18 protein-coding genes are annotated in these 23,382 nt (G+C 67.4%); 12 read left to right on the forward strand and 6 right to left on the reverse strand.

Annotated features, from left to right (window positions below):
* Nucleotides 1-96: 96 nt before the first annotated feature.
* The 5 genes from SYV04_RS11315 to SYV04_RS11335 all read left to right on the forward strand — a co-directional run bounded on the left by SYV04_RS11315 (nt 97) and on the right by SYV04_RS11335 (nt 7,890).
* Nucleotides 97-1,752: a hypothetical protein gene (locus SYV04_RS11315; RefSeq protein ID WP_321545704.1), complete on the forward strand. Its 1,656-nt coding sequence runs from the start codon at nt 97-99 to the stop codon at nt 1,750-1,752.
* A gap of 394 nt (nt 1,753-2,146) precedes the next feature.
* Nucleotides 2,147-2,839, forward strand: a complete 693-nt coding sequence (locus SYV04_RS11320) for a hypothetical protein (protein ID WP_321545705.1) — start codon at nt 2,147-2,149, stop codon at nt 2,837-2,839.
* Between the two features lie 711 nt (nt 2,840-3,550).
* Nucleotides 3,551-4,942, forward strand: coding sequence for a HEPN domain-containing protein (locus tag SYV04_RS11325; RefSeq protein WP_321545706.1), 1,392 nt, complete (start codon nt 3,551-3,553; stop codon nt 4,940-4,942).
* Between the two features lie 774 nt (nt 4,943-5,716).
* Complete coding sequence (sitA5, locus tag SYV04_RS11330) at nt 5,717-7,156, forward strand: SitA5 family polymorphic toxin (protein ID WP_479691438.1); 1,440 nt, start codon at nt 5,717-5,719, stop codon at nt 7,154-7,156.
* A gap of 14 nt (nt 7,157-7,170) precedes the next feature.
* Nucleotides 7,171-7,890, forward strand: coding sequence for an immunity 52 family protein (locus SYV04_RS11335; RefSeq protein ID WP_321545708.1), 720 nt, complete (start codon nt 7,171-7,173; stop codon nt 7,888-7,890).
* A gap of 418 nt (nt 7,891-8,308) precedes the next feature.
* Here SYV04_RS11335 and SYV04_RS11340 read toward each other — a convergent pair whose 3' ends face one another.
* Together SYV04_RS11340 and SYV04_RS11345 are read right to left on the reverse strand one after the other, a co-directional pair.
* Entirely contained in the window at nt 8,309-9,361 is a 1,053-nt protein-coding gene (locus SYV04_RS11340; protein WP_321545709.1) for a nucleotidyltransferase family protein, read from the reverse strand.
* Nucleotides 9,358-10,842 (reverse strand): MraY family glycosyltransferase, encoded by a 1,485-nt coding sequence (locus SYV04_RS11345; protein ID WP_321545710.1) that lies wholly within the window; start codon nt 10,840-10,842, stop codon nt 9,358-9,360. The genes SYV04_RS11340 and SYV04_RS11345 overlap by 4 nt, the downstream gene beginning before the upstream one ends.
* Nucleotides 10,843-11,127: 285 nt before the next feature.
* Between SYV04_RS11345 and SYV04_RS11350 the strand changes: the two genes are divergently transcribed.
* Nucleotides 11,128-12,012, forward strand: a complete 885-nt coding sequence (locus SYV04_RS11350; RefSeq protein ID WP_321545711.1) for an oxidoreductase — start codon at nt 11,128-11,130, stop codon at nt 12,010-12,012.
* Nucleotide 12,013: 1 nt separating this feature from the next.
* Complete coding sequence (locus tag SYV04_RS11355) at nt 12,014-13,021, forward strand: AraC family transcriptional regulator (RefSeq protein WP_321545712.1); 1,008 nt, start codon at nt 12,014-12,016, stop codon at nt 13,019-13,021.
* Here SYV04_RS11355 and SYV04_RS11360 read toward each other — a convergent pair.
* A complete protein-coding gene (locus SYV04_RS11360) occupies nt 12,994-14,136 on the reverse strand; it encodes a glycosyltransferase family 4 protein (RefSeq protein ID WP_321545713.1) in 1,143 nt (380 codons plus the stop codon). The genes SYV04_RS11355 and SYV04_RS11360 overlap by 28 nt on opposite strands.
* Nucleotides 14,137-14,286: 150 nt before the next feature.
* Here SYV04_RS11360 and SYV04_RS11365 point away from each other — a divergent pair, with 150 nt between their 5' ends.
* A complete protein-coding gene (locus SYV04_RS11365) occupies nt 14,287-14,880 on the forward strand; it encodes a class I SAM-dependent methyltransferase (protein WP_321545714.1) in 594 nt (197 codons plus the stop codon).
* 4 nt (nt 14,881-14,884) lie between these two features.
* Here the strand turns inward: SYV04_RS11365 and SYV04_RS11370 are convergent, their stop codons facing one another.
* The 3 genes from SYV04_RS11370 to SYV04_RS11380 are packed head-to-tail and all read right to left on the reverse strand — an operon-like array spanning nt 14,885 to nt 18,276.
* Entirely contained in the window at nt 14,885-15,796 is a 912-nt protein-coding gene (locus tag SYV04_RS11370; protein ID WP_321545715.1) for a glycosyltransferase family 2 protein, read from the reverse strand.
* Between the two features lie 12 nt (nt 15,797-15,808).
* A complete protein-coding gene (locus SYV04_RS11375; RefSeq protein WP_321545716.1) occupies nt 15,809-16,762 on the reverse strand; it encodes a glycosyltransferase family 2 protein in 954 nt (317 codons plus the stop codon).
* A complete protein-coding gene (locus SYV04_RS11380) occupies nt 16,759-18,276 on the reverse strand; it encodes an oligosaccharide flippase family protein (protein WP_321545717.1) in 1,518 nt (505 codons plus the stop codon). The genes SYV04_RS11375 and SYV04_RS11380 overlap by 4 nt, the downstream gene beginning before the upstream one ends.
* A 292-nt stretch (nt 18,277-18,568) precedes the next feature.
* Here SYV04_RS11380 and SYV04_RS11385 point away from each other — a divergent pair, with 292 nt between their 5' ends.
* From SYV04_RS11385 to SYV04_RS11400, 4 genes are all read left to right on the forward strand, one after another.
* Nucleotides 18,569-19,672 (forward strand): acyltransferase family protein, encoded by a 1,104-nt coding sequence (locus SYV04_RS11385; RefSeq protein WP_321545718.1) that lies wholly within the window; start codon nt 18,569-18,571, stop codon nt 19,670-19,672.
* A gap of 119 nt (nt 19,673-19,791) precedes the next feature.
* The gene (locus SYV04_RS11390; RefSeq protein ID WP_321545719.1) at nt 19,792-20,868 is read left to right on the forward strand and encodes a glycosyltransferase family protein; all 1,077 of its coding nucleotides are present in this window, start codon (nt 19,792-19,794) and stop codon (nt 20,866-20,868) included.
* Nucleotides 20,865-21,998, forward strand: a complete 1,134-nt coding sequence (locus SYV04_RS11395; RefSeq protein WP_321545720.1) for a glycosyltransferase family 4 protein — start codon at nt 20,865-20,867, stop codon at nt 21,996-21,998. The genes SYV04_RS11390 and SYV04_RS11395 overlap by 4 nt, the downstream gene beginning before the upstream one ends.
* Nucleotides 21,999-22,010: 12 nt before the next feature.
* Nucleotides 22,011-23,207 (forward strand): acyltransferase family protein, encoded by a 1,197-nt coding sequence (locus tag SYV04_RS11400; RefSeq protein WP_321545721.1) that lies wholly within the window; start codon nt 22,011-22,013, stop codon nt 23,205-23,207.
* The last annotated feature ends 175 nt before the right edge of the window (nt 23,208-23,382 follow it).

A 23,382-nucleotide genomic window follows, 5' to 3' on the forward strand; every position in this document is an offset into this window, starting at 1 on the left:
GTGGAGGGTCCTCCCGCAGCAGTGCGCTCGAACTCGACAGGCAAGGCTGGTAGAAGAAGGAGAGACCAAACGGCGCGCGTGTGCCCTGAGACGCCTGTGACTACATTCAACATCAAGCAGATCAACGTCCCACTATTCGGGGTTGTTGAGAATCCGAACCAAGTGCCGTGGCACACTGCCTTCGCGGGCACCGGAAACCTCGTGCCCGTCTCCATCGACACGACGGCCTTAGATTTCATCGCCGACGAGCTGGAACTCGAAGCCACAGACCTTATTGCCGGAGCTGAGCGGTATGTGCAGGGCCACTTCAGGTCGAAGGCACGCGGCCTTGGTGGCTCCCAACTTGGGGACTTCGGCGAGGTGCTCACCTTCGTCATCAATCGTGCGGTCCCCGGGCGAGAGATCCTTCGCGTCTTCTCGTGGCGTCCCGGCGCCAGCCCGGTTGCGAAGGGCAGCAGATTTCCTCAGCCGGACTTCATCGTGCGCGACAACGGGCAGTTGTCCGCACTAGAGGTCAAGTCCACCGAGGCATTCAACTATCAGGACCTCTTGCCCACGAGGAGGTGGACTTGGCTTCAACCGTGTTCCTACGTCTCTCCCCGTCGAGACGAGGCGCTTCAGCAACTCGGCTACTCAGGGCAAACACTTACCCCGCAGCAGCACTCGCTGGAGATCCAGAATGGAATGGTCGTGCCGTTCCCAGTCAGCCAGGGGAGGGCTGTCGTCGTCCTCGCTCATGATGGCCGCGTGAGCGCTCTTCGCAACGATTCGAGATACAAAACCCCACCGGACTGTCGTGGAGCGACGCCACCGCGAGACTGCTGGTCTTGTGTCGCTAAGGGGCACGATGCGGTCGTCGTGTCGATGCCCAATATGCCGGGATGGCTTTCCCTCGGCGACGACGGCAAAGGTGAGCAGGGCCATTGGTTCCGGGCGTACCAGCGTTGGACTCAAGCTCTGCGAACCCGCGAAATGTCGGCTGCCCAGAGAACGTCTTCGGAGCTAGCCACAGCCGTCAATGCTTGGCTGGAGGGGGAGAGGCCAGAGCGGGACGGCCAAATTCTCCGCGCGTTTTGGGGGTCATACCTGGGCGACGCTCTCCGACATCACGGCCTCAACGTGGAACTTGGGACCGCGCTTCCCGATCTTGGGAAGGTCGCTCCCGCGTTCAACTGGGAACCAGTGCCCATGACTGAACCGCCAGTTCGCGAGGGGAGTATGGAGGAACTTCAGCGCGCTCTTGCGGAAGGGCCTGAGAAGACCAGCACACGCTGGTTTTCGACAAGAGTCCCCAGCAGCGAAGGCAGCAAACAAGAGACAGAGACGCTGGCACTTGGGCTTACCGAGCAAGCCATCGTCTTCAACTTCGTCTCGCGTGCATGGTGGCATGGTCGCGAATTGGAGCGTGATGAGGAGGCCTCACAGGTAGCGGCGCGTATTGTGTCACTTGCGCAAGACCTCTGGAGGGGAAATGCATACGTACGACACCCGCAGTCCATCCCGCTTCGCCGCATAGTGGTGCGCGTTGGAGATCGAGAGATTCTGTTCGGCTGGAAACCGGAAACCAGCCCTGATGGCTGGTGGCGACGTTGGGAGCAGCTCCTCTGGGCTGACGCGCATTTCTGGCCTTATCAGGATCCATCATGGTATGGGCTGCTGGCGCACGACGATTCGCGTGTCCGCCTGCGCGTTCACCGTGATGGTCGTGCTGATCTTCGCGTGCTGCGTAGCGTCTGGCCGAGGCTGTTTTAGGCGCTGCCACTGTCCTGCCTCATTCACCACCAATGGGAGGCAAGCTGCGCTCTCCATGGTCGAGCACCCGGCAAGACAGGCGGAACCGCATGTGCCCCCAGTGTGCCCCCTCCAGCGGGGAACGGAACGGGACGAGACGGGACGAGACGGGACGGAGCGGGGGAACGATCCGATGTGAGATCAAGGCGTTGGCCGGTAACAGCGCGACCTGCTTAGGGGTTTGCTTCCGCCTTGTTACGGGTTCGATTGCCGCCGCTTCCATTCCGAGAAGCCCAGCAGTCATAACGGGTTGCTGGGCTATTCTTTGTCCTCGCTTTCATCGCCCGGTAAGCAGAGGCTGTTGCCTATCGCGGTAATCCCGCAGGCCTAGGACTGCATACAGGAGGACAGACGCGTGGCCACGGTCAGGATCACAGTCGAATTTGCAGCGGGTGTAGAGACGCATTTGGCAGACTTAGAGGTAACGGCTCCGGCTTGGAAATACGTTCAGCGCCATAAACGAAAGCTCAAGGTCTTCGGCACCGAGCATTTCGGTTTCGATAAGCGGATTGACGACATGACGGTTGGCCGCTTCTGTTCCGGTAAATTAGAACTCGACGAGTTGAGTCATCAGCCGCCTCACTCAGTAGACACCGTGGTGGTTGTGCTGGAGTCGCCGCACAAGAACGAATACGCACTTCGCCAGCCATTGGTGCGGTCACGGGACCGATTAATGCGAAATGTCACTTTGCTATGCGGATTCTATCTGCCTCAAAAGCAGGCGGATGTCATCGTGTGTAACCCTATTCAGTGGCAAGCCTCACTCGCAGAATACTATAAATTCATCCAAGGAGAAGAACCCCGGGATCTGCTCAAAAGCGTTCGTAAAGATGTCTGGGAGCATCTGTGGAATCACCATGAGGATGACCGGTATCCTGCTCGTGAAGGCTTCATGACCCGAGTCCGAAACTACCGTCCACTCCTGGTGATCAACGCCTGCACAGCCGAGTTGCACCATCATGTACAAGATGAATTGGCTCAACTCCCGGGGGTGCCAGTGGTAGATGCCTTACATCCATCGTGTTGGCGCATGCTCAAAGAATCCTGAGTTGCTTCTAGTGCTACTGTGTCACAAACGTCTGATTTCTCCTCGGGGATATACTGCTCCACCGAGGCTGCCAACACACCTGCTCCCAAGGAAGCCCTAACATTTATGACACAGTAGTACTAGGCATGGACAAGAAAGAGGGCTCGAAGCCCGGCCATGCTGTGGAGATGAAGGTAGCCGATGGCGTTGTTGTCGAGCGGTGGAGGTGAGTTGGGCCCGGTAGGGCCGCGTAGAGGCGCTCTCGTTGGCCCTGCGGAGCGCTCCTGCGTCGGAGGGTGAAGCTGGGGCCGTGAAGCGCTCCCCTCGCGCCCATGCTCACCTGCTGAGACGTTCCGCTGATGCTGTAGCCGAGCCGCGCGCCGTTCCCAACCCCCAGCGTCATTCAATCTCCCAGCACATGCCGAGGGATCGAAGCCCGGCGCCGCCGTGGGAGGCAAGGAAGCCGCTGGGTAGCGGTGGAGGTGGGGCGGGCCCGGTGGAGCGCGCCCGCGTCGGACAGGTGAACCGGGGCCGGTGGCGCGCTCGTGCCTGTCCAAGCGGGCCTGCTGGACCCGGAACCCTGCATCCCTCTTTGGCAGGAAGTTAGCTACACACAAAAAAGAAGAGCCCACCTTACCAGGACCGGCATAAAATCGCAGCGTCGAACGGATACAGCATCAAACACGCGGTTCATGGGCCACCGGCTTCAGCACTGTGGCCAGGGAGGCTTGATTGAGTCAACAACTGGTCGAGGTCCTGCGCAGAGCTGTTGCGCGCGGAACTCACGTCCCGCGCGACTTCCTTTTTGTTACCGACCTCCCAGCGTACTTCACCGAGCCCGGGAATGGATTTTCCATATCGGCTCGTCATAAACAGATAGCGTTTGACGCGACGGCTGAGTCGGATCTGGAATCTGTCGTATCCGCCTTACTGCAACGCAAACCGATTTCGTCGCGCATGGACGACGATGTGGTCCGACAGGTCGTGTTTCGTAGTGCCGCCGAAGCCGCCGACGATAGATTGGCCAACCGTGAAAGCCGTGCGGAAGAAACTCTCAAGCGTATCGAGAGAACTCTCGCGGAGACACGTCCAACGCTCATTGTCTTCCCTGTGAAGGGACTCGCTTGGAAGAAGCGGGTTCTCAGGCTTGGTCCAGTAGTCATTGGGCGTGTGGGACAAAGGATGGAAGAAGAAATCGATAGTCTGCTAAGAGAGAAACATGAACGCGGGTTCTCCTTCTCCGACGAGGTTCCATGGGCTGAAGAATACGTCTCCCAAGAAACCAATAAGGAGGGTTATCAGGGGGCCCTTTGTGTAGCGGTTCTCAGTGAATTCCGTGGCTCGTTGGGTGTGGCAGACTGTTTCGCCAAACTTGATGTGTTCTTTGCGGTGCTCGTGTACCTCGCGGAGCTTTCTCGGCTAGACCACTTTCAGATGCCCGAGATTGGCCGTGAAAAGAAAGGCGCGATTCGTATCGCCGGGCGCGACGATCTTGATTTCAACGAGGAGGATCTGTTCCATGTGAGTTCTGAAAGTGGTGTCGACACAATAACGACGGCCACTCCGACGCTTGTCCTGGACGCCGACAGTTTACTGCGTAAGAAATCCGCAAGGGACCTTTGTGCGCGATTAGTGCCTGTCGTATCGGAGGCGCGCCCAAGCGAAAGTGACGCGCGGATGGTGCGCTTCATGCAATGGTTTCTGCGCGCTCGCCAGTCATTTGATGGTATAACATCCGTTGCGTATTATGTCTTTGCTCTAGAGGCGATCCTGGGGAGCAGCGACCAGCACGAGAGGATTGCAGCATTGCTGGCCGAGCGAGTCGCGTTCTTGATGCCGAACGGCAGCGGTGTAGCCCGAGCGAACCTCGCCAAAAAAGTAAAGCAACTTTATGCAACCCGAAGCAAGCTGGCTCATGGTGCAGTGATTCTTGGGGCGCGAGTGATTGGCGGCTTCGCAGTCAGTGACGAGGCCCGGAGCCTTTGTGTCTCAGTTGCGCAACAGTTTCAACGGGTTGCAGCGCGACAACGCTGGTCTTCTGAGCAGGATATGGCGCAATGGTTTGAACGAATGAAATATTCTGGTGGAACTCGCCAGGCTGCCCATACGCGAAAGCATGACTAAGAGCTCCTAACAAAAATAAGGTTTGAGGGGTCTCTCCCCTCGGGGCCGTGGCTCCAGCCCTGATTTTTGTTAGGAGCTCTAAGACGTCTGCACCGGGTCGAATAGGCGGCGTCCGATGCGGATGCTCCATCGACCCGAGAGAGCGGGCCTTGGCGATGTTTGCTGCCCGGGCGCACTCCAACGGGCCGAGAGGGAGGTGTCCGTGCTGTTAGTAGGACAAGGAGGGAATCACATGTGCCCCCAGTGTGCCCCTCCAGCGGGGATAAGAACGGGACGAGACGGGACGAGACGGGATGGAGCGGGGAACGATCCGGTGTGAGTTCAAGGCGTTAGCCGGTAACAGCGCGACCTGCTTGGGGTTTTGCTTCCGCCTTGATGCGGGTTCGATTCCCGCCGCCTCCACTGTTTTACTCCGCAACTACGGATGGTTAGACGCTGGCTCCATCCTTGTTGCACCTATGTCGCACGCTGGCGCAGAGGGCTCTGGCGGACGTGAGCTGCCCGTGCTGCCGGTGTGGCAGGAGGCCCCCTCCCCTGGGGGAGGAGGGAGCGCGTCTCGTCATGGTGGAGGCCGAGACGTTGCCCGGCGAGGCGGAGGGACATTCACGCTCAAACTCTGGGACAGAGGCGGCATGCGCACTGTGACCCTCGGCAGGATGACGTTCCCTCCGCTCCAGGTATCCGCGGCCTCCGTGATTGACGGGCATCTCATGGCTCCCCTGTAATCTCGGGTGGTGCTCCCGGCGCGCGGGGGCCATGGCCAGGAGGCTCCCTATGCCGCGCTCGGCGGTCCTGCTGCTGTTCGTGTGCCTCTCCGGGTGCAGCGTCTCAACGAGGGGCGTCGTCCGCTTGGACACAGGCCAGGGCGAGCCCATCGTCCACACTCCGCGCCGCGACGTGGAGCCTGTGCAACTGAGCCAAAAGGAGTTCAAGAAGGCCGTTGCGCAACATGCCCCCGCTGTGCCTCTCGTGGAGCGGCCTCTGGAGCACGCCCGGAAGCTGTTCGGAGTACCGGAGCGAAGCGGCTGGTACCGGTACGAGGGCCGCAGCCAGCGCCTCCTGGCCTCGGAGCCGGGGAGCACCCGGAACCTGCGCCTGTTGCCCGAGGACGAGGAGCTCAAGCGCTGCTACCTGTTGTGGTGCGAGCGGACCTGGGGTCCCGGGGATTGCTTGCGCCTGCTGGTGGACAAGCCCTTCCTGGATGGGGATGCCAAGTATGCGCTGGCCATGGCGATTGCCCAGAGCAAGGTGCTGGGGGCCATGAAGGAGGAACTCGCCCGGATGGTGAGCCCCCAGGCGGTCGTGGCCACAGTCGTGGGCGGCCTGACCATGTACGCGATCTTGCTCGCACTGCCCGAGCCGGTGAGTAAGGGCATCGCCGCGCTGATGACGCTGGGGGCCATGGCCTACCTGGGCTGGGACACGGTATGGCGGCTCATTGATGGGTGGCTGGTGCTGATGAAGGAAGTGGATCAGGCCAGCACATTCGACGGCATCTACGCCTCCGGAGAGAAGTTTGGGGACACGATGGGGGAGAAGGCGGCCCGAGCCTTCGTCATGCTGGGCACCGTAGCCCTGGGGAACACGGCTTCGGGCATGGCGGCGACGCTGCCGAAGTTGCCGGGAGCCGGGCAGGCCGCAGTGGTGGCTGAGACGCAGCTGAACATCCGCTTCACGGCCCCATCACTGGCTCAGGTTGAGTCGGTCGCCATCACTGCCGAGGGCATCACCCTCGCGTTGGCCCCCAACGCAGTCGCCATGGCGGCGCGCGATAGCTCAGGCGGCAAGGCTGGCGCGAAGGCTGCGCCGCCCAGCTCTGGTGGGCCGGGTGAATGGGTACAGGCGGATGAGTACATGTCCGAGAGCGCCCGGATCTATCAGGCAGAGAGGACGGGGGCACCCAAGGGTTACGCCTACCGCGTGAAACGGGGCAACGATGAGGTGGACTTCGATGGCTTCGACCAGGGGGTGCTGCTCGAGGTCAAGGCCACCGGATACGCGCAGTGGATCACCAAGAAGCTGGACTTCCTGCCGAACTTCAAGGGTGCCCGCAAGCTGCTTGATCAGGCGAGGCGCCAGGACAAGGTCGCCAACGGAACGCCCATCCGGTGGATAGTCGCCGAAGAGACACTCGCGGGTGCACTCAGGAAACTGTTCGCGTTCAACAAACTCAGGATCGACGTCATACATGCTCCCCCGACCCCGACCCCGTGAGGACTAGCCGTCCGATGATAGAAACCTATTACGCTGGCTCCTACTGGCTCGCCCGGCCTGAATCCGCCCAGGCTTGCGCACGACGCGCGGAGCGTTTCTTCCACCTCCTGGGGCACTGCGACCCGGCGTGGACCCGCTGGTATCAGACGGCGGACTCCTTCGAGGAGGCGCGCAAACTCCAGTTCGCGACAGACGCGGCGAGTTTCCAGAAGCTGTTTAGCGAGAAGGAAAACCGGATCGGTGACGGCTTCACTTTCTGGCTGTGGACGGGCGACAACCTTCAGGAGACGTCCAGCGTTAACGGGGCGTGCGGTTCAGCTGACCCCCGACCTCCTTCTACCTGCGTGCTCAAGCCTTACGATGAGGGGCTCATCGGACAGCGGGTACTGACCGCTCCCGTCATGACCGAGGTGTTGCGTGCCATGGCCCTGGCGTGGGACCCGGAGTGGGGAGTGGCCACCTCCTATGAGCATCAGGAAATGATAACGAAGGGGGACTCCCCGGATACCTTCGTAGGTTGGGTGATGTACTTCTCACGGCTGCGAGGCAAGGTGCCCCCACTGCCTGCCCCCGTGCGCATCGAGCCGGTGGAGGACAAGGGAACCCTCGTCACCCTCACCCCCGAGCGGTTCACCGCTTCCAACCCGGAGCACGTCGCGCTGGCCGCACGTGTCCACGAACTGCTGGACCGAGCTGGGCTGCTGCGGCCGTTGCAGCCCTGGCCGGCAGGTTGAGCATGGCCGTAGGTTGCTCCCTCGCACGACGCGGGCTCGGGCGGGCTGGCGCAAAGGCCCGCGCAAGGATCCGAGGTACGCGCCTTCAGGTCGTTGCCAAAAGCCGCAGGACGGAGGGCAGCATGTGCAGCGTGGGCGTGAGGGTTCGGCCTCCGCCATGTTGCACGTATGTCGCAGGAGCCTGCGGAACGGGATGGGACAGGACGGGACGAGACGGGACGCGGCGGGATATCGACTCCGAAGCATTCCGGGCGGTTACGAGGTAAGGGCGCGATTCTGCTAGAGGTTTCGCACCGCCCGGCGCGGCTTCGATTCCCGCCGCCTCCGCGTGGTAGCGACGATGGCGCTCGATGTGCTGGTCAGGGTGGGCAGCTTGCTCAAGCGAGCAATGGAGACATCCCTCTCGGTGAGGGCGCTCTCACGGCACGTCTCTTCGCCCCGCTCCTGACAGCCGGGCCCGCGCGGCCTCTCGCAGCCGCCACAGCCCGTAGCGCGCCATCGGACCCGCGCGCGGCGCGAGCAGCACCTTGGCGGCAGCCCACTCGGCGCGGTGCTTGACGAGGCGGGTCTCCAGCAGCCGCTCCTCGGAGAAGAACCTCGAGGCGAGCAGGCGCTGCCAGCGCGGTGGCGCCAGCTCCGCGAGCACCTCCGGCGGTACGGGCGCTCCCAGCAGCCGGTGCGCTGCCTCCAGCGCGTACCACGCCAGGTGCGGGAAGGCCGTGTCGCGCGCCACCTCCACTACCCGAGACCCGCTCAGCTGGGGACGCGCGAGCACCAGCAGCTTCAAGTCGAACAGCCACGAGAGGCGTTGCAGCAGGTGGTTGCTCGCATGGAGCGACAGGTACACCAGCTCGTCCTCCGCGCGCAGATAGCGCACTCGCCGGCCCTCCAGCTCGGCCTCCTCCGCGTGGGCCAACAGCGCATCGGCCTCCAGCGCCTGCCCGTAGCCTGCCAGGGCACGGAAGTGCAGCTCCACCAGCCCCGCGGCGCCCTGGAACTCGAGGTGGTGCGAGTGCTCTCCGCCGTGTCCGGGCCGCTCCGGCGCCCGCGCCAACCCCAGCCCCTCCAGCGCGCGCGCGGATGCCTCCACCTGCTCGTGGGCGACGAGCAGATCCACGTCCGTGGTGGCCCGGTGGAAGGGCTCCGGGTAGAAGCGCCGGGCCAGCGCGGTGCCCTTGAGCACCACCGGCACCACCCCCACCGCGGCGAGCGCGTCCAGGGAGCGCATCAGCAGCGCGTTGACGCGGATGGCTCGCGCCGCGCTGCTCAGGGACTCGCGGCGCAGGACCTCTCGTGCGCCCTCGGGCAACGTCCACCCTGCCCGCTCCAGCGCGTGCGCGGCAAACCCCGCGAGCCCGTGCCGGGAGGCGGCACGCACAAGAGCCTCTGCCTGCGCGGGGGGAGCACCCCCGGGCGACTCCGGCCAGGAGCGGAGCAGCGCCAGGAACGCCCGCGCCCCCACGCGCGTCACCGCCTCAGCGAAACGACTCGGCCAGGCTCGGCCTCGGCGCGGGCCATGAAGCTGGCGGCACGCTCGGCCACGGTGTCGGCGACGAGCTCCAGCGCCAGCTCCTCGTCCCGGTTGATCTCCGCGCGCCCGTCACGCCAGGACAGCTGCAGCCAGCCCAGCGGCACCTCGTCGTCCTTCACCTCGATGCGCACCTCCAGCGGCAGCGCCGAGCCGGCGGGGCGCTGCGTCTCGAAGACGACGCCGTCGGTGAGCCCTTCATGCTGGTGCTGAAGGCGCAGCTCCAACCGCGCCACATCGAGCGTCTCGGCCAGGGGACGAACGGCCGCCCACAGCTCCTGGAGCGAGCCCGTCTGGCGAACGGCGCGGTTGAGGTCCTTCACCACCGAGCGCAGACGGATGTTCTTGCGCCGCACCTCACCCACCGCTCCCGCGCGGCGCAGATCCAGATAGCCCAGCTTGCGCATGAGCACGCCGATGACGACCGCCATGCCGATGAGCAGCATGGCGCTCTGGACGCTGTTGGCGAAGTTGAGGCCTAGGGCGGTCAGGGTGAACAGGCCGCACAGCCCGTAGAGCACCAGCACGGCGGAGCGGTGGCTGAGCACCAGCCGGCTCATGAGCCGGTGGTGGATGTGCTCCTTGTCGGCGCTGAACATGGGCCGGCCCAATATCGACCGGCGGATCATCGCCAGCAGGGTGTCCATGATGGGCAGGCCCAGCGCCATCACCGGCACGAGCATCGCCACGGCGGTGCCGCTCTTGGTGGACGTCTTGAGCGAGACGGCGGCCAGCACGAAGCCCAGGAACATGCTGCCGGTGTCCCCCATGAAGATGGAGGCCGGGTTGAAGTTGAAGATCAGGAAGCCGAGGATGGCTCCAGCCAGCGCGGCCATGAGCAGGCACATGACGACATCCCCCCGCGCCAGCGAGAGGATGAAGTTGGTGCCCACGCCGAAGAAGGCGACTCCGCCGGCCAGGCCATCCAGCCCATCGATGAGGTTGAGCGCGTTGACGACGCCCACCATCCACAAGAGCGTGAAGGGCAGGCTCAGGACGCCCAGGGGAATCGCGGGGCCGAAGGGGTTGGCGATCAACTCGACGCGGAAGCCGAACAGATAGAGGGCGATGGCGACGGCGATCTGGACGGAGAACTTGAGCCGAGCGCCCGTGCCGTGCAGGTCGTCATAGAGCCCGAGCACGGCGATGGTGGCGCCGCCGCCGAACAGCCCCCAGACGAGCTGGTCATGGGAACGAAATAGCGAGCCCACGCCCGAGTCGACGAGGAACAGGGCGCACAGGGGCGCGAAGAAGCCCGCGACGATCGCCACGCCCCCCAGACGCGGGATGGGGCGGACATGCACCTTGCGGCTGGAGTTCGCCTGGTCCACCCAGCCCCAGGCCAGGGCGCGGTTGCGCACCACGAGCGTGAGCCCGAGGGAAACCATGAGTGAAACGAGGAAGGTGACGAGGAAGGTAATCATCCGAAATCGGACGCATGGTGGCCGTTCATGGTGTGGTGCGTCAATCTTGCGATCTGAGTGAGCCCTCCCTCGCCCGCCTGGCTGCCTCTGTGCCGCCAGGAGGGGCAATGCGCACTTCCCAGGCAATATCCCACACGCGCATAAGCTCTCGGAACTACTCGGATTTCCCCTCTGATTCACGCTGGCGCGATCCGATGATTCTTTGGCGCGATCCGATTCGAGGGACTCGAGGCGTTGGCGCATCTTGCGTGGGCCGAATCCCCGGCTCCACGAAGGATGGTTCCGATGTCCAAGGTGTGGCTCATCACTGGAAGCTCGCGCGGCCTCGGCCGCTCTCTGGCCAAGGCCGTCCTGGAGGCCGGCCATCGCCTGGTGGCTACCGCGCGCAAGCCCGAGGAGCTTCGTGACCTCGTGGCCCCCTATGGCGAGCGGGCGCGCGCGGTCGCACTCGATGTGACCGATCCCGCAGCGGCGCGTTCGGCCGTGGCCGAGGCCATGGCCGCGTTCGGCCGGCTCGACGTCGTCGTCAACAACGCCGGCTATGCCAATGTCGGTTCGATCGAACACGTCGCGGAGGACGACTTCCGCGCGCAGGTCGAGACGAACTTCTTCGGGGTCGTCAACGTGACGCGCGCCGCGCTCCCGGTGCTTCGCGCGCAATGTGACGGACACATCATCCAGATCTCGTCCATCGGCGGGCGGGGCGCGTCTCCCGGACTCGCGGCCTACCAGGCCTCCAAGTGGGCTGTCGGTGGCTTCTCCGAGGTCCTCGCGAAGGAGGTAGGCCCGCTGGGCATTCGCGTGACCGTGGTGGAACCCGGGGGCATGCGCACCGACTGGGCGGGCGCATCAATGCGGATCGACCCGGTCCCGAGCGAGTACGCGCAGACGGTGGGCGCGTTCAACCAACACGTCCGCGGCAGCGCCGATGTCATGCGGGGCGACCCGGCGAAGGTCGCGCAGGCCATCTTGCGGCTCACGTCGCAGCCGCAGCCGCCGCTGCGGCTCCTGATGGGCACCGACGCGGTGTTCCTGGCGGGGGTAATCGCGGAGACGCGGGCCCTCGAGGACGCGCAGTGGCGAGCGGTGAGCGCCTCGACGGACTTCGACGGGTTGGTAGACTTCGCCGAAACGCCCGTCGCCCAGATGCTCAGACCGAAGCGGAGCTGACTTGCCTACCGAGCTCGTCCCCGTCCCCAGCGTCCTCCTCGACCGCCTGCTCACGCTGGGCGTCGACGCGGCGCAGGTGCTGCGCCATGCGGGCATCGTCCCCTCTCGGTTCCAGCCGCCGAGGGCACGGCTCACGGTGGCCGAGTTCTTCGCGTTCTGGCGCGCCCTCGAGCAGGTCGGGGCACGGCGAGACCTCGGCGTGCGGCTCGGAGGCGAGGCCCCCCCGCATCAATTCGATGTCGCGTCGCTCGCCGCGCTGCACGCACCGACCCTCGGGGAGGCCTTCCAGAAGTTCGCGCGCTACAAGCGGGTCGTCTGCGGGGAGCAAGTGACGATCGACCGCGGCGACGGGGAGGCCCGCGTGGGCTTCCACTGGCTGCACATCGAGGAGGCGCTCCCGCTGCTGCTCGTCGATGCGACGTTCTCCTCGCTCGTCGCCCTCGGGCGTCGTGGCACCGGGCAGCCCCTGACGCCCCTGCGGATCGAGTTGGCACGGAGCCGCTCGGACGAGGCGATGTTTCGCCAGCATTTCGGGTGTGAGATCCGCTTCGACGCGCCGCTCGACTTCCTCGTGTTCGAGGAGAGCGCGCTCGCTCGGCCCTTCATCACGCACAACGCCGATCTCCTGGCGTTGATGGTGCCGGGACTGGAAGCGGCGCTGACCGAGAGCCTGAGCTCGGCATCCGTAGCGGATGACGTGCGGTCGATTCTCGGCCGTCGCATGTGCGGCGAACGGCCCAGTGTCGACAAGGTCGCCCGGGAGATGCGGATGAGCTCACGCACCCTTCAGCGCCGCCTCGAGCAGCTGGGCACCTCCTACCAGGGGCTGCTGGACCAGGTGCGCCGCGACACCTCGCGCCGCTTGCTGGAGAACACGCACCTCGAGCTCGGCGAGGTCGCGTTCCTGCTGGGCTTCGAGGAGCTGAACTCCTTCAGCCGCGCGTTCCACACGTGGGAGGGGGTCACGCCCAACTCGTGGCGTCAGCGCGTTCGGAGCACGTCCTCGTAGAGCCGAAGCGTGCGCAGAGCCACCTCCCGCCAGGTCAACCCCTGGACGGCCTTCTGTGCCGCGCGCCGCACCTCGAGGAGGCGCTCCCGGTCCTCGGCGAAGCCGCGCACGGCGGCGGTGAGGCCGGGCACGTCCCCGATGGGCCGCAGCCGCCCGGTCTCTCCCTCGCGCACCACCTCGGGGGCCACTCCGACGGGAGTCGTCACGGGCGCGAGCCCGCAGGCCATGGCCTCCACGAGCGCCATGCCATAGCCCTCGGCGTGGCTGGGGAAGAGCAACACCTCGTGGCCCGCCAGCAGACCGGGCAGCTCCTCATGGCGGTAGCGCGGCACCACGCGCACGCGCTCTCGCACGGCCGGGGGAAAATCGCCGAGCACCTCGGCCTCGCCGATGCCCGTGCCCAGCAGGGAGAGCGAGAAGGCCCCCCCCTGCTCGAGCAGCGCGCGCGCCACGGCGACGATGTCCTCCCGCCCCTTGCGCTGGATCCACGTCCCCACGAAGGCAAGGCGCAGGGGCCCCTCGGCGAGGCGCTCGGGAGGGGGCAGTCCTTGGAAGGGCTCGGGCAGTCCGTGGGGGATGAGGGAGATGCGGTCCGCGGGGATGCCCAGGCGGTCCCTCGCGTAGTCGCGGTCCATCGGGTTGAGGAGCACCACGTGGTCGGAGACCCGAAGGGACTCGCGCACCTCCCAGAGCCGGAAGCCTCCATGGTAGAGCGGGTACTTCCAGCTCAGGTGCGCCACCCCGGCGCGGACGTCGGCGCGGAGCTGCTCGGAGACGACGTGCTCCAGGCCATGGCTGCGGGTGAGCAGGGCCTGACGGCGCGGGGCTCCCGGGCGACCGAGCCGGGCCCAGGGCCAGCAGTCTCCGGTGGTGATGTCGAGCACATCGAAGCGCCCGGCGTTGCGGGCCAGCCACGCGGACAGGGCCCAGGGAAAGCGCACCGAGTGCCAGGCGGAGTACTCGGTGGTCCCCGGGAAGGCCTCGCCGAACCCGTAATAGGAGACCTCGCAGCCCAGCGCGACGAGGGCGCGGCCCAGGGTGAGGGTGACCCCAGGCGCGCCGAGGTTCGGGTCGAGCGGGTGGTGGATGCCGAGGAGGACTCGTGGGGCGGGCACCTGGCCTCCAGGGAGCGGAAAGAGGGAGCGCTGGATAACACGGAGCGTGGGAGACAGGGAGAAGGGCCCACCGCGAGGATCCGTGTTAGGGATACCGGTGCTTGCACCCCAGCCGTGACAGTCGTGTCACGACTCCGAGGAGTCCTCTTCATGCGCGTCATCACCCACTTCGGCCTCTGGTTCGTCGGACTGGAGCAGGCCCAGACCCAGACGAGCCCCGGGGAGCGCGCCTGTCTGGCCAAGCACGCCGCGGGTAAGCGGCGGCTGGTGGAGATCGGCGTGTGGCACGGGGTGACGACGCGGGTGCTGCGCAGCGTGATGGACCCGAGCGCGACGCTGTACGCGGTGGACCCGTTCCCTCCGGGGCGGCTGGGCTTCAGCTTCCAGTACCGCATCGCCCACCGGGAGGTGGGAGCGGTGCGCAACGGCAAGGTGGTCTGGGTGCGGTCCACGGGCGAGGAGGCCGCGCGCAAGCACCGGCTGCAGGGCCTGCCGCCGCTGGACTTCATCTTCATCGACGGCGACCACACCTACGAGGGGCTGAAGGCGGACTGGACGGGGTGGAGCCCGCTGCTGGCGCCCGGGGGCGTGGTGGCGCTGCACGACAGCCGCGACACGAAGGAGAGCCCTCGACCGGGCGCGGGCAGCGTGCAGTACACGAGCGAGATCATCGTGAAGCACCCGGCCTTCGAGGTCATCGACGAGTTCGAGTCGCTGACCGTGCTGCGCCGTCGCGCCTCGTGAGCCCTCACCGCGCCAACTGGCGCAGCGTGGCGGCGACCATCCACGGTGGGAAGCCCAACACGTAGCGCCAGCGCGGCACCACGAGGTGTCCCATCAGGCCGCGCCGGTACAGGTCCAACGCCAGGTCCGGGCGCTTGTGCTCCACCAGCCAGCGCGTCACGTGCCGCACGCCGTGCAGGATCAGCGTGAGCCGGTCGCGCTTCCGGGCCTCGCCTCCGGGGTAACGGCCGAGCCGCTCCTGCTCCAACTGGTAGCACAGCCCCTGGTAGCCCCGCTCCAGCTCCCGAGACGAGGAGCCCCCATGCTGGCGGTAGCCCGCCACGAGCGGCGCCTCCACCCAGACGAAGCCGCGCTCGGTGCCCAGGCGGTAGAGCAGGTCATGGTCCTCCGAGATGATGCGCTCGGAGGTGAAGCCACCCACGCGGCGCAGCGCCTCGGTGCTGGCGGCGATGATGCAGGCGGTGCGCGCGAACGACTCCTCCGCGCTGGCGAAGTAGTCGCCGAAGGCATGGGCCCGCAGGGGCTGGCGCCGCACGCCGGTCAGCTCCTCCGGGCGGTGGAAGTTCGCCGGAGTCCCCATCACCACCGCGGGCCGGCCGTACATGTCCAAGGCGTGGCGGTACGTGGCCAGCGTCCACGGGAACCACAGGTCGTCACTGTCCAGGAAGACGACGTACTCGCCCGTGGCGTGCTGGATGCCCAGGTTTCGCGCGACGCCCTGCCCCTGGTTCCGCTGGCTCAGCACGCGCACGCGCTCGCCGTAGCGGGCCAGCACCGTCTGCGTGTCGTCCGTGGAGCCGTCATCGACGACGAGCACCTCGAAGTCGGTGAACTCCTGGGCGAAGACGGAGGCCAGCGTCTCCGGCAGCAGCCGGGCCCGGTTGTAGGTGGGGATGACGACGGAGAAGAACGCCATACCCTCGGGCCTCTACCCCACGCGCGCGCGCAGGCCCATCTCGGAGATGCGCAGGAAGGTGGAGAGCTGCCGCTTGTACTCGGCCGCGCTCAGGCGCCGCCGCAGCAGGGACTGGGTGAGCACGAACGAGTTCCACGGCAGCGTGCCCACGAGGATGAGGCGCATGAGCTGCTCGTGGAGCCGGCCGTGGTGCTTGCGGAAGTAGGCCAGGCGCGTGCGCCACAGCTCCACCCGCACCTTGTCCGGGCCCGAGGCCGACGGCCGGAACGAGCGGCTGGTGAGATGGGTGATGACGGCCTCGGGGCAGAAGGCCACCTCCCAGCCCGCCTTGCCCGCGCGCACGCACCAGTCCGTATCCTCGGTGTTGCCCCACGGCGAGAGCTGCTCGTCCAGGAGCCCCACGTCGCGCAGGCACTCCTCGCGCACGACGATGCAGGCACCCAGCACCCAGTTCACCCGGGCCTGCTCGTAGCCGTACTGCGCCGGGTCGATGTGCAGCTCCTTGAGGAAGTGCAGCGGGCGCGGCAGGAAGCAGATGTCGAACAGCGCCGAGGCGAGCGTCATCTCCCGGAAGGCGCTGTTCTGCACGGTGCCGTCCGCGTTGAGCAACCGGGAGCCGGCCATGCCCACCTGGGGGTGCTCGTCCATGAAGCGCACCAACGCGTCGAACGCCCCCTCGTGGACGATGGTGTCGTCATTGAAGACGCAGATGTGACGCGCCTGGGCCTGGGAGAGGACCTGATTGTGGTTGGCCGAGAAGCCCTTGCGCTCGGTGTTGAAGAGCCAGCGCACCTGGGGGAAGTCGCGCCGCATGGCCTCCACGCCGCGCCCATCGGTGGCGTTGTCCACCACCCACACCTCGAAGGTGCATTCCTTCGTGGTCTGGAACAGCGTGCGCAGGCAGTCGTGCAGCAACTCGGGGTTGCTGTGGTTGACGATGGAGATGGCCAGATCGGGCTTCTTCATGTCGAGGCAGACACCCGCGGGGCCGCCCTCCTCAGCCGGGCTTGGATGAGGGCGGCGATGGTGCGCAGCTCGGTCACCAGGGGCAGCACTCCCGGGACACGCTCACGCACGAGGAACACACCCAGGAACAGCGCCACACCGAGGAACCCCTGCCCCCAGAGCCCCTCGGGGAGGAGGAGCGGGACGGCGAGGTAGATGCCCAGCAGCGCGAAGCTCACGGAGAGGAACGGCTCCACCACCTCGAATACCAGCCCCTTGAGCGCGGGGTTGAGACGGGTGACGAGCCACACGGTGACCCACATCTCCCCGAGGCTCGCGAGCAGGCCCACGGGCCCGACGCCCGCGTAGCCGAACTGGCTGACGAGCCACAGGCCCAGCGACCACCGCACGACGCCAAAGCCCGAGGCGACGGCGAACCGCTGCCACGGGCGCCCACCCGCGTTCTGCGCGGTGCCCAGCAGTCCGACGAGCGTGTTGAGGATGGCCTCCATGCTGAACCACTGGACGAACGGCACCGCGGGCACCCAGCGCTCGCCGAAGAACAGCGGCACGGCCACCGGCACCGCGAGCACCAGCAGGGGGACGAACAGGCAGAGCGCGGCGGTCAGGCGCCGCAGCGAGGTGCGCAGGTACTCGGCGAACCCGGCGGGGTCATCCTGCATGCGGCAGTAGGCGGGGAAGGCCACCCGGTTGAGGATGGTGCTAAACATCATCGGCGTGGCGGCCAGCGCCGCGGCCCAGTTGAAGTAGCCCACCGCCTCCTTGCCCAGCATCTGCCCCACCACGAGCGGGCCCCAGCCCACGGCGAGGGTACCCACCAGGGGCGGGAGCTGGAACGCCAGCCCGAAGCCCAGCAACCTTCGGACGACGTCGAGGCGGAAGCTGCCCTGGGGCCGCCAAGGCGAGGCGCGCCAGATAAAGAACAGGCCCGAGACGCCGCGCACCAGGCCTCCGCCGACCAGGGACCAGGCGCCGCAGCCCAGCGCCGCGAGGCCGATGGTGGCGGCCACCTGGGCCACGTTCTCGATGAGCTCGGCGCGAGCGATCTCGGGGAAGGCGAGCTTGCGCTCCAACGCCATCAGGGGCAGCACGCGCAGGGAGGACAGGAACAGGCCCAGCGCCATGACGTAGATCATCGGCAGGGCCTGGGCGCCCAGGGCGTACCCTTCGACGAGCGAGGGAGCCAGGGCGATGATGGCGAGGACGATGAGGGCGGTGAGGGCCTGGTGACACCAGAAGACGGTGGAGGCCTCGTCCTTGCTGGGCTCACGCGCCTGATGCACGAGGGCGGCGCTGAGTCCCAGGTCTCCCAGGAAGACGCCCAGGGAGGTGGCGTAGGAGACGATGCCGAAGAGGCCATAGTCGCCGGGGAACAGCAGGCGCGAGAGGCACAGGGCGCTGACGACGCGCAGTCCTTGGGAGACGGCGGTGCGGGCCGCGAGGACGAAGACGCCCTTCTGGGCTCGGTCCTTGACCTCGGCGGTGGTGACTTCTGGGGCGGCGGTGGCGTTCATCCAGGGTGAGCCCGCGCCTGTCGAGGCGCTAAGCGCGCGCGAGGCCTCGGATGCTAACGGTGGCCACCTGCGCCCACAAGCACGGTAGAACCTGCTCCCCTGCTCCCCAGGAAGGTACTGGTAGGCCGGCCCCCTGGATGCTTTGCGCCTCCCGGGGCTCGGACCACAATGCGCCGCCCGCATCCTCTATATGTCCTCGACTCCCTCCCCCAGGCCAAATGAAGGCTCGGCTCCGGCGCTGGACGCCTCCCCGCCGCATGCCGTCTCCTTGCCGCCGCCAACCTCTGGGGTGGTGAGAGCGGCGGCCGAGGCGCGCCAGGACGGGCTGGATGTGCTGCGCGCGGTGGCCATCCTCCTGGTGCTGTGCTTCCACTCTCCCGAGGCCGTGCGGAACGTGCTGCCCCCGGTGCTCGTCCCCGCCTTCACGCTGGGGTGGATGGGGGTGGATCTGTTCTTCGTACTCTCCGGCTACCTCATCGGGCGGCAGGTGTTCGCCACCCGGGAGGACCTGCCCCTGGGCGCGCGGCTGCGCACCTTCTGGGTGAAGCGCTGGACGCGCACTCTGCCGCTGTACCTCGTGGTGCTGGGGACGTACGCCGTCCTCAAGCCGCTCGTTTTCAAGGCGCCCTTCCTGGGCGGAGGCTGGCACTTCGCGCTTTTCCTTCAGAACTACAGCGCGCTGCGGGACTTCGTGCAGAGCTGGTCGCTGTGCGTGGAGGAGCACTTCTACCTGGTGCTGCCGCTGCTGGCGTTCGGGCTGCGGGGCCAGCGCTGGCCGGCGTGGGTGTGGCTGATGCCCATGGCCGTGAGCGTCCTGGGACGAGCGCTCCTCGTCGGAGTGATTCCGTCGAGCCCTCCCGTCCGGGAGTGGCTGGCCGCGTACCCGTGGGGCACGCACCTGCACCTGGATGGGCTGAGCGTGGGCGTGTTCCTCGCGCGCACGGCGCCGCGCTGGCGCACCTGGCCGGCGCGGTGGAAGGCGGCGAGCACGGTGCTGGGGTTGGGGGTGCTGGCGGTGACGCTGGGGCTCTACGGTGCCACGGTGCTGGGACATACCTACCTGGGGCTCTATCCAGGGCTGAGCGCGGGCTTCGGGCTGCTGCTGGTGGGGATGGAGTCCTGGCGGCTGCCCACCGGGCCACGGCGGGCGGTGTACGCGGTGGCGGTGACCTCCTATGGGGCGTACCTCTGGCACGGGCTGCTGGTGCGAGTCTTCGAACGGAGCCACTTCACGTTGGGCATCTGGGCGCTGGATCTGCTGGTCTTCTTCGCGGCGACGCTGCTGGTGTCGTGGGTGACGTACGTGGCGATCGAAAAACCGGGCCTGCGGCTGAGGAACTGGCTGCTGGCGCGCGAGGAACCTGGACAGGTGCCGGGCAAGCCGGGTTACTCGTAAGGCATGGAGGCCTTCTGAGCCCGTCTCGTTCCGCAGCCCCCGCTTCCGCCGTCGCCTGGCACCTGCTCACGGGCGAGTACCCGCCCCAGCCGGGCGGCGTCAGCGACTACACGCGGCTGGTGGCGACGGAGCTGGCGCGCACGGGCGCGGAGGTACACGTGTGGGCGCCCGGAGCGGCGGGAGTGGCCCAGGAAGAAGGCGTCACGGTCCACCGCGAGCCGGGCCTCTTCACCCCCACGGGGCTGGTGAAGCTGACCCGAGGGCTGGATGCGTGCCCGGGGCCGAGGCGACTGCTGCTCCAGTACGTGCCGCACGCGTTCGGACTGAAGGCGATGAACGTGCCCTTCTGCGCGTGGTTCGCCGCGCGGCGGCACGAGGAGCGCTGGGTCTTCTTCCATGAGGTGGTGTACCCGTGGAGCCCCCGCGCGCCGCTGCGCCACCAGGTGCTCGCGGGCACCACGCGGGTGATGCTGCGGCTGGTAGCGGGCGTCGCGGACCGCGCGTTCGTCTCCATTCCGACGTGGGCCGAGCACCTGCCCGCGTCGCTGCGCGCCCGGGCCGAGTGGCGCCCCGTGCCCAGCAACCTGCCCACGCAGGTGCCCTCCACCGCCGTCGCCCGCGTGCGCGAGGAGCTCGGAGAGGGCCCGCTGCTCGGACACTTCGGCACGTACGGCCACGCCACGGCGGGGCTCCTGGAGCGCGCGCTGGTGCCCCTGCTGCGCGCCGATGCCACCCGCCGGGTGCTGCTGCTAGGCCGGGGCAGTCATGCGTGGCGCGAGGGACTGGCTCGACGCTCCCCGGAGCTGGCCGGGCAGCTCCTCTCCCGGGACTCGCTGGAGCCCGGGGCGCTGGCGGCCCACCTCCGGGCCTGCGAGCTGCTCCTGCAACCTTATATAGACGGGGTGAGCGCGCGGAGAGGCAGCACCATGGCCAGCCTGGCGCTGGGCCGGCCGCTGGTCACCAACACCGGGCACCTCACCGAGCCGCTGTGGCGCACACTGGGCGCGGTGGCGCTGGCGGAGGGACCGGATCCGGTGGCCCTGTCCCGAGCGGCGGAGCGACTCCTGTCCCATCCCGAGGAGCGCGCGGCCCTGGGCGCTCGGGCGGCCGAGGTGTACCGGGAGCGCTTCTCCCTGGAGCGCACCGTAGAGTCGCTGCTGCGCCCCGCGCCGTGCGAGGAGAGAAACCCCTCATGACCTTGCGGCTGGCGCTGCTGATGGATCCGCGCGAGGAGGGCTGGCCCAGCATGGACCTCGTGGGCGAAGCCCTGCTGGAGGGCCTGTCCGAGTTCCCCTCGGAGGTGACGGCCACGGAAGTGCGCCCCGCCATCCGGCGCCTCGTGCGGCGGCTGCCCCGCGTGGGTGAGCGGGCGGCCTTCAACGCGGATCGCATCCTCACCCGCTTCGGGGCGTACCCGGCGCGCGCCCTGCTCTCTCGCGGCCGGTTCGATGCCTTCCACGTGGTGGACCACTCCTACGCGCAGCTCGTCCACGCGCTGCCGGCGGAGCGCACCGGCGTCTACTGCCACGACCTGGACACCTTCCGCTCGGTGCTGGAGCCGCACCGCGAGCCGCGCCCGGCATGGTTCCGGCTGATGGCGCGCGCGACGCTCCGGGGCCTGGAGCGCGCGGCCGTCGTCTTCCACGGCACGCAGGCAGTGCGCGCCGAGCTGCTGGCCCACAGCGTGGTGCCTCCGGAGCGGCTCGTCTGGGCGCCTCCGGGCGTCTCGCCGGAGTACCAGCCGGAGCCCTCCCCCGCGGACCGGAGCGAGGCCCTGCTGGCGCCATTGGAAGGTCGCCCCTTCATTCTGCACGTGGGCAGCTCCATCCCCCGCAAGCGCCTGGACGTGCTCTTCGACGTGTTCGCGGCGCTCCGGGAGCGGCACCCGGAGCTGCGGCTCGTCCAGCAGGGCGGCGCGCTCACGCCGGCCCAGCGCGAGCAGGTGGCGCGACGGGGCCTGGGCAACGTGCTGCTCCAACCGCCCAAGCTGGAACGAGCGACGCTGGCGGGGCTCTACCGCCGAGCCCGCGTGGTGCTCGTGCCAAGCGAGGCGGAAGGCTTCGGGTTGCCCGTCATCGAAGCGCTCGCATGCGGGGCGCCCGTGGTGGCCAGCGACATCCCCGTGCTGCGCGAGGTGGGCGGCGACGCCTGTTCCTACTGCCCGGTGGGCCAGGTGGAGGCGTGGGTAGAGACAGTGGACGCGCTGCTCTCGGGACAGCGGCCCGCGCCGGCCCGCGAGGCGCGGCTCGAGCGCGCTCGGCGCTTCACCTGGCAGGCACACGCGCGGACGGTGCTCGATGCCTACCGGAGGCTCGTCCCGCGCTGAGGCGCTGGTACGATGCCGCGCCCCTCGCCCATGAACCTCTCGCCCCTGCCCGCCCTGCGCCGCCCTCCGCTCCACGCGTGTACGGGCCTGCGCTTCTTCGCCGCGCTGGGCGTGGTCGCCTACCACTTCTACTGTCCACCGTGTGAGCCGAGCGGGCCGTCGTTCCTCGCCAACCTGTTCCAGGCGGGCTTCACCACGGTGAGCCTGTTCTTCATCCTCTCGGGCTTCATCCTCGCCTACAACTACCTGGGCGAGCGGGGCGGCTTCGTGGGGACGCTCGGAGACTTCTACCGGGCCCGCTTCGCGCGCATCTACCCCATCTACCTGTTGGCGCTCGTGGTGGACCTGCCCCTCTTCGTCCACTGGATCCGCCAGGCCAACCCCGCCGCCACGCCGGGCGAGGTGGCCCACATCTCTGTCACCACGCTCACCCTGACCCAGTCCTGGCTGGAGCTGGGCCGGCCCACGTGGAACAACATGGCGTGGACGCTGTCGGCCGAGGCGTTCTTCTACGCGCTGTTCCCGTTCCTCGGCCTGTGGCTCTCGCGGCAGCGCTCGGGGCGGCTGGTGTTCATCGCCGTGGGCGCCTGGCTGTTGGGAGCCTCGTTCGCCGTCGCCGCGGAACTCGTCCCCACGTTGGCGGCGGACGCCTCCCTCGTGGAGCGCGGCCTGTACACCTGGAGCCAGCTGCCCCTGCAGCTCATTCCCCCTACCCGCCTGCCCGAGTTCGTCCTCGGCATGTGCCTGGGCCTGCTCTTCTGTCGCCGCACGACTCCCGGCAGCGAGTCCCGGCGAACGGTGGCGCTGTTCGGAACGTTCGGCGTGCTCATCGCGCTGCTGCTGTGGCTGCCTCCCAAGCCCTCCCCGCTGGTGCAGATGGGCGTGCTCGTCCCGCTGTTCGCGCTGATCATCTGGCTGCTCGCCGGAGGCGTGGCGTGGCAGGGCCTGAAACTGGGCTCGCGGCCGCTCGTGCTGCTGGGCGGCGCCAGCTACGCGCTCTACCTGCTGCACGGCTCGATGATGAACTACGCGCTCGCCCTCAACACCCGCTCGCTGTCGCTGCCACACAACGCCGTGGCGCTGCTGCTGGTGCCCGTCGCGGTGGCCGTGTCGATCCTCCTCTTCCATCGCCTCGAGGAGCCCGCACGTGGGTGGCTTCGCCACATGGGTCGCTCAAGGAGACTTGCGAAAACCGAGGGAGTCAGGTAATACAGTTCTCTCGCCGCCGCGTGGGTCCTACCGTGGCTGTGGAAGGCGTACGCCCGGGTGGAGCCAAGCTCCCGGGGCTCCCGACAAAAATTGTCACCTGCTGACAATTTTGGGCACCCCACCGTCTGGCGCCGATGAAGGCACGCCGCGGGTGTGCGTCCACAAGGAACGTACA

Origin of the sequence: Hyalangium ruber, from assembly GCF_034259325.1 — a bacterium.
GTDB classification, from domain to species: Bacteria; Myxococcota; Myxococcia; order Myxococcales; family Myxococcaceae; genus Hyalangium_A; species Hyalangium_A rubrum.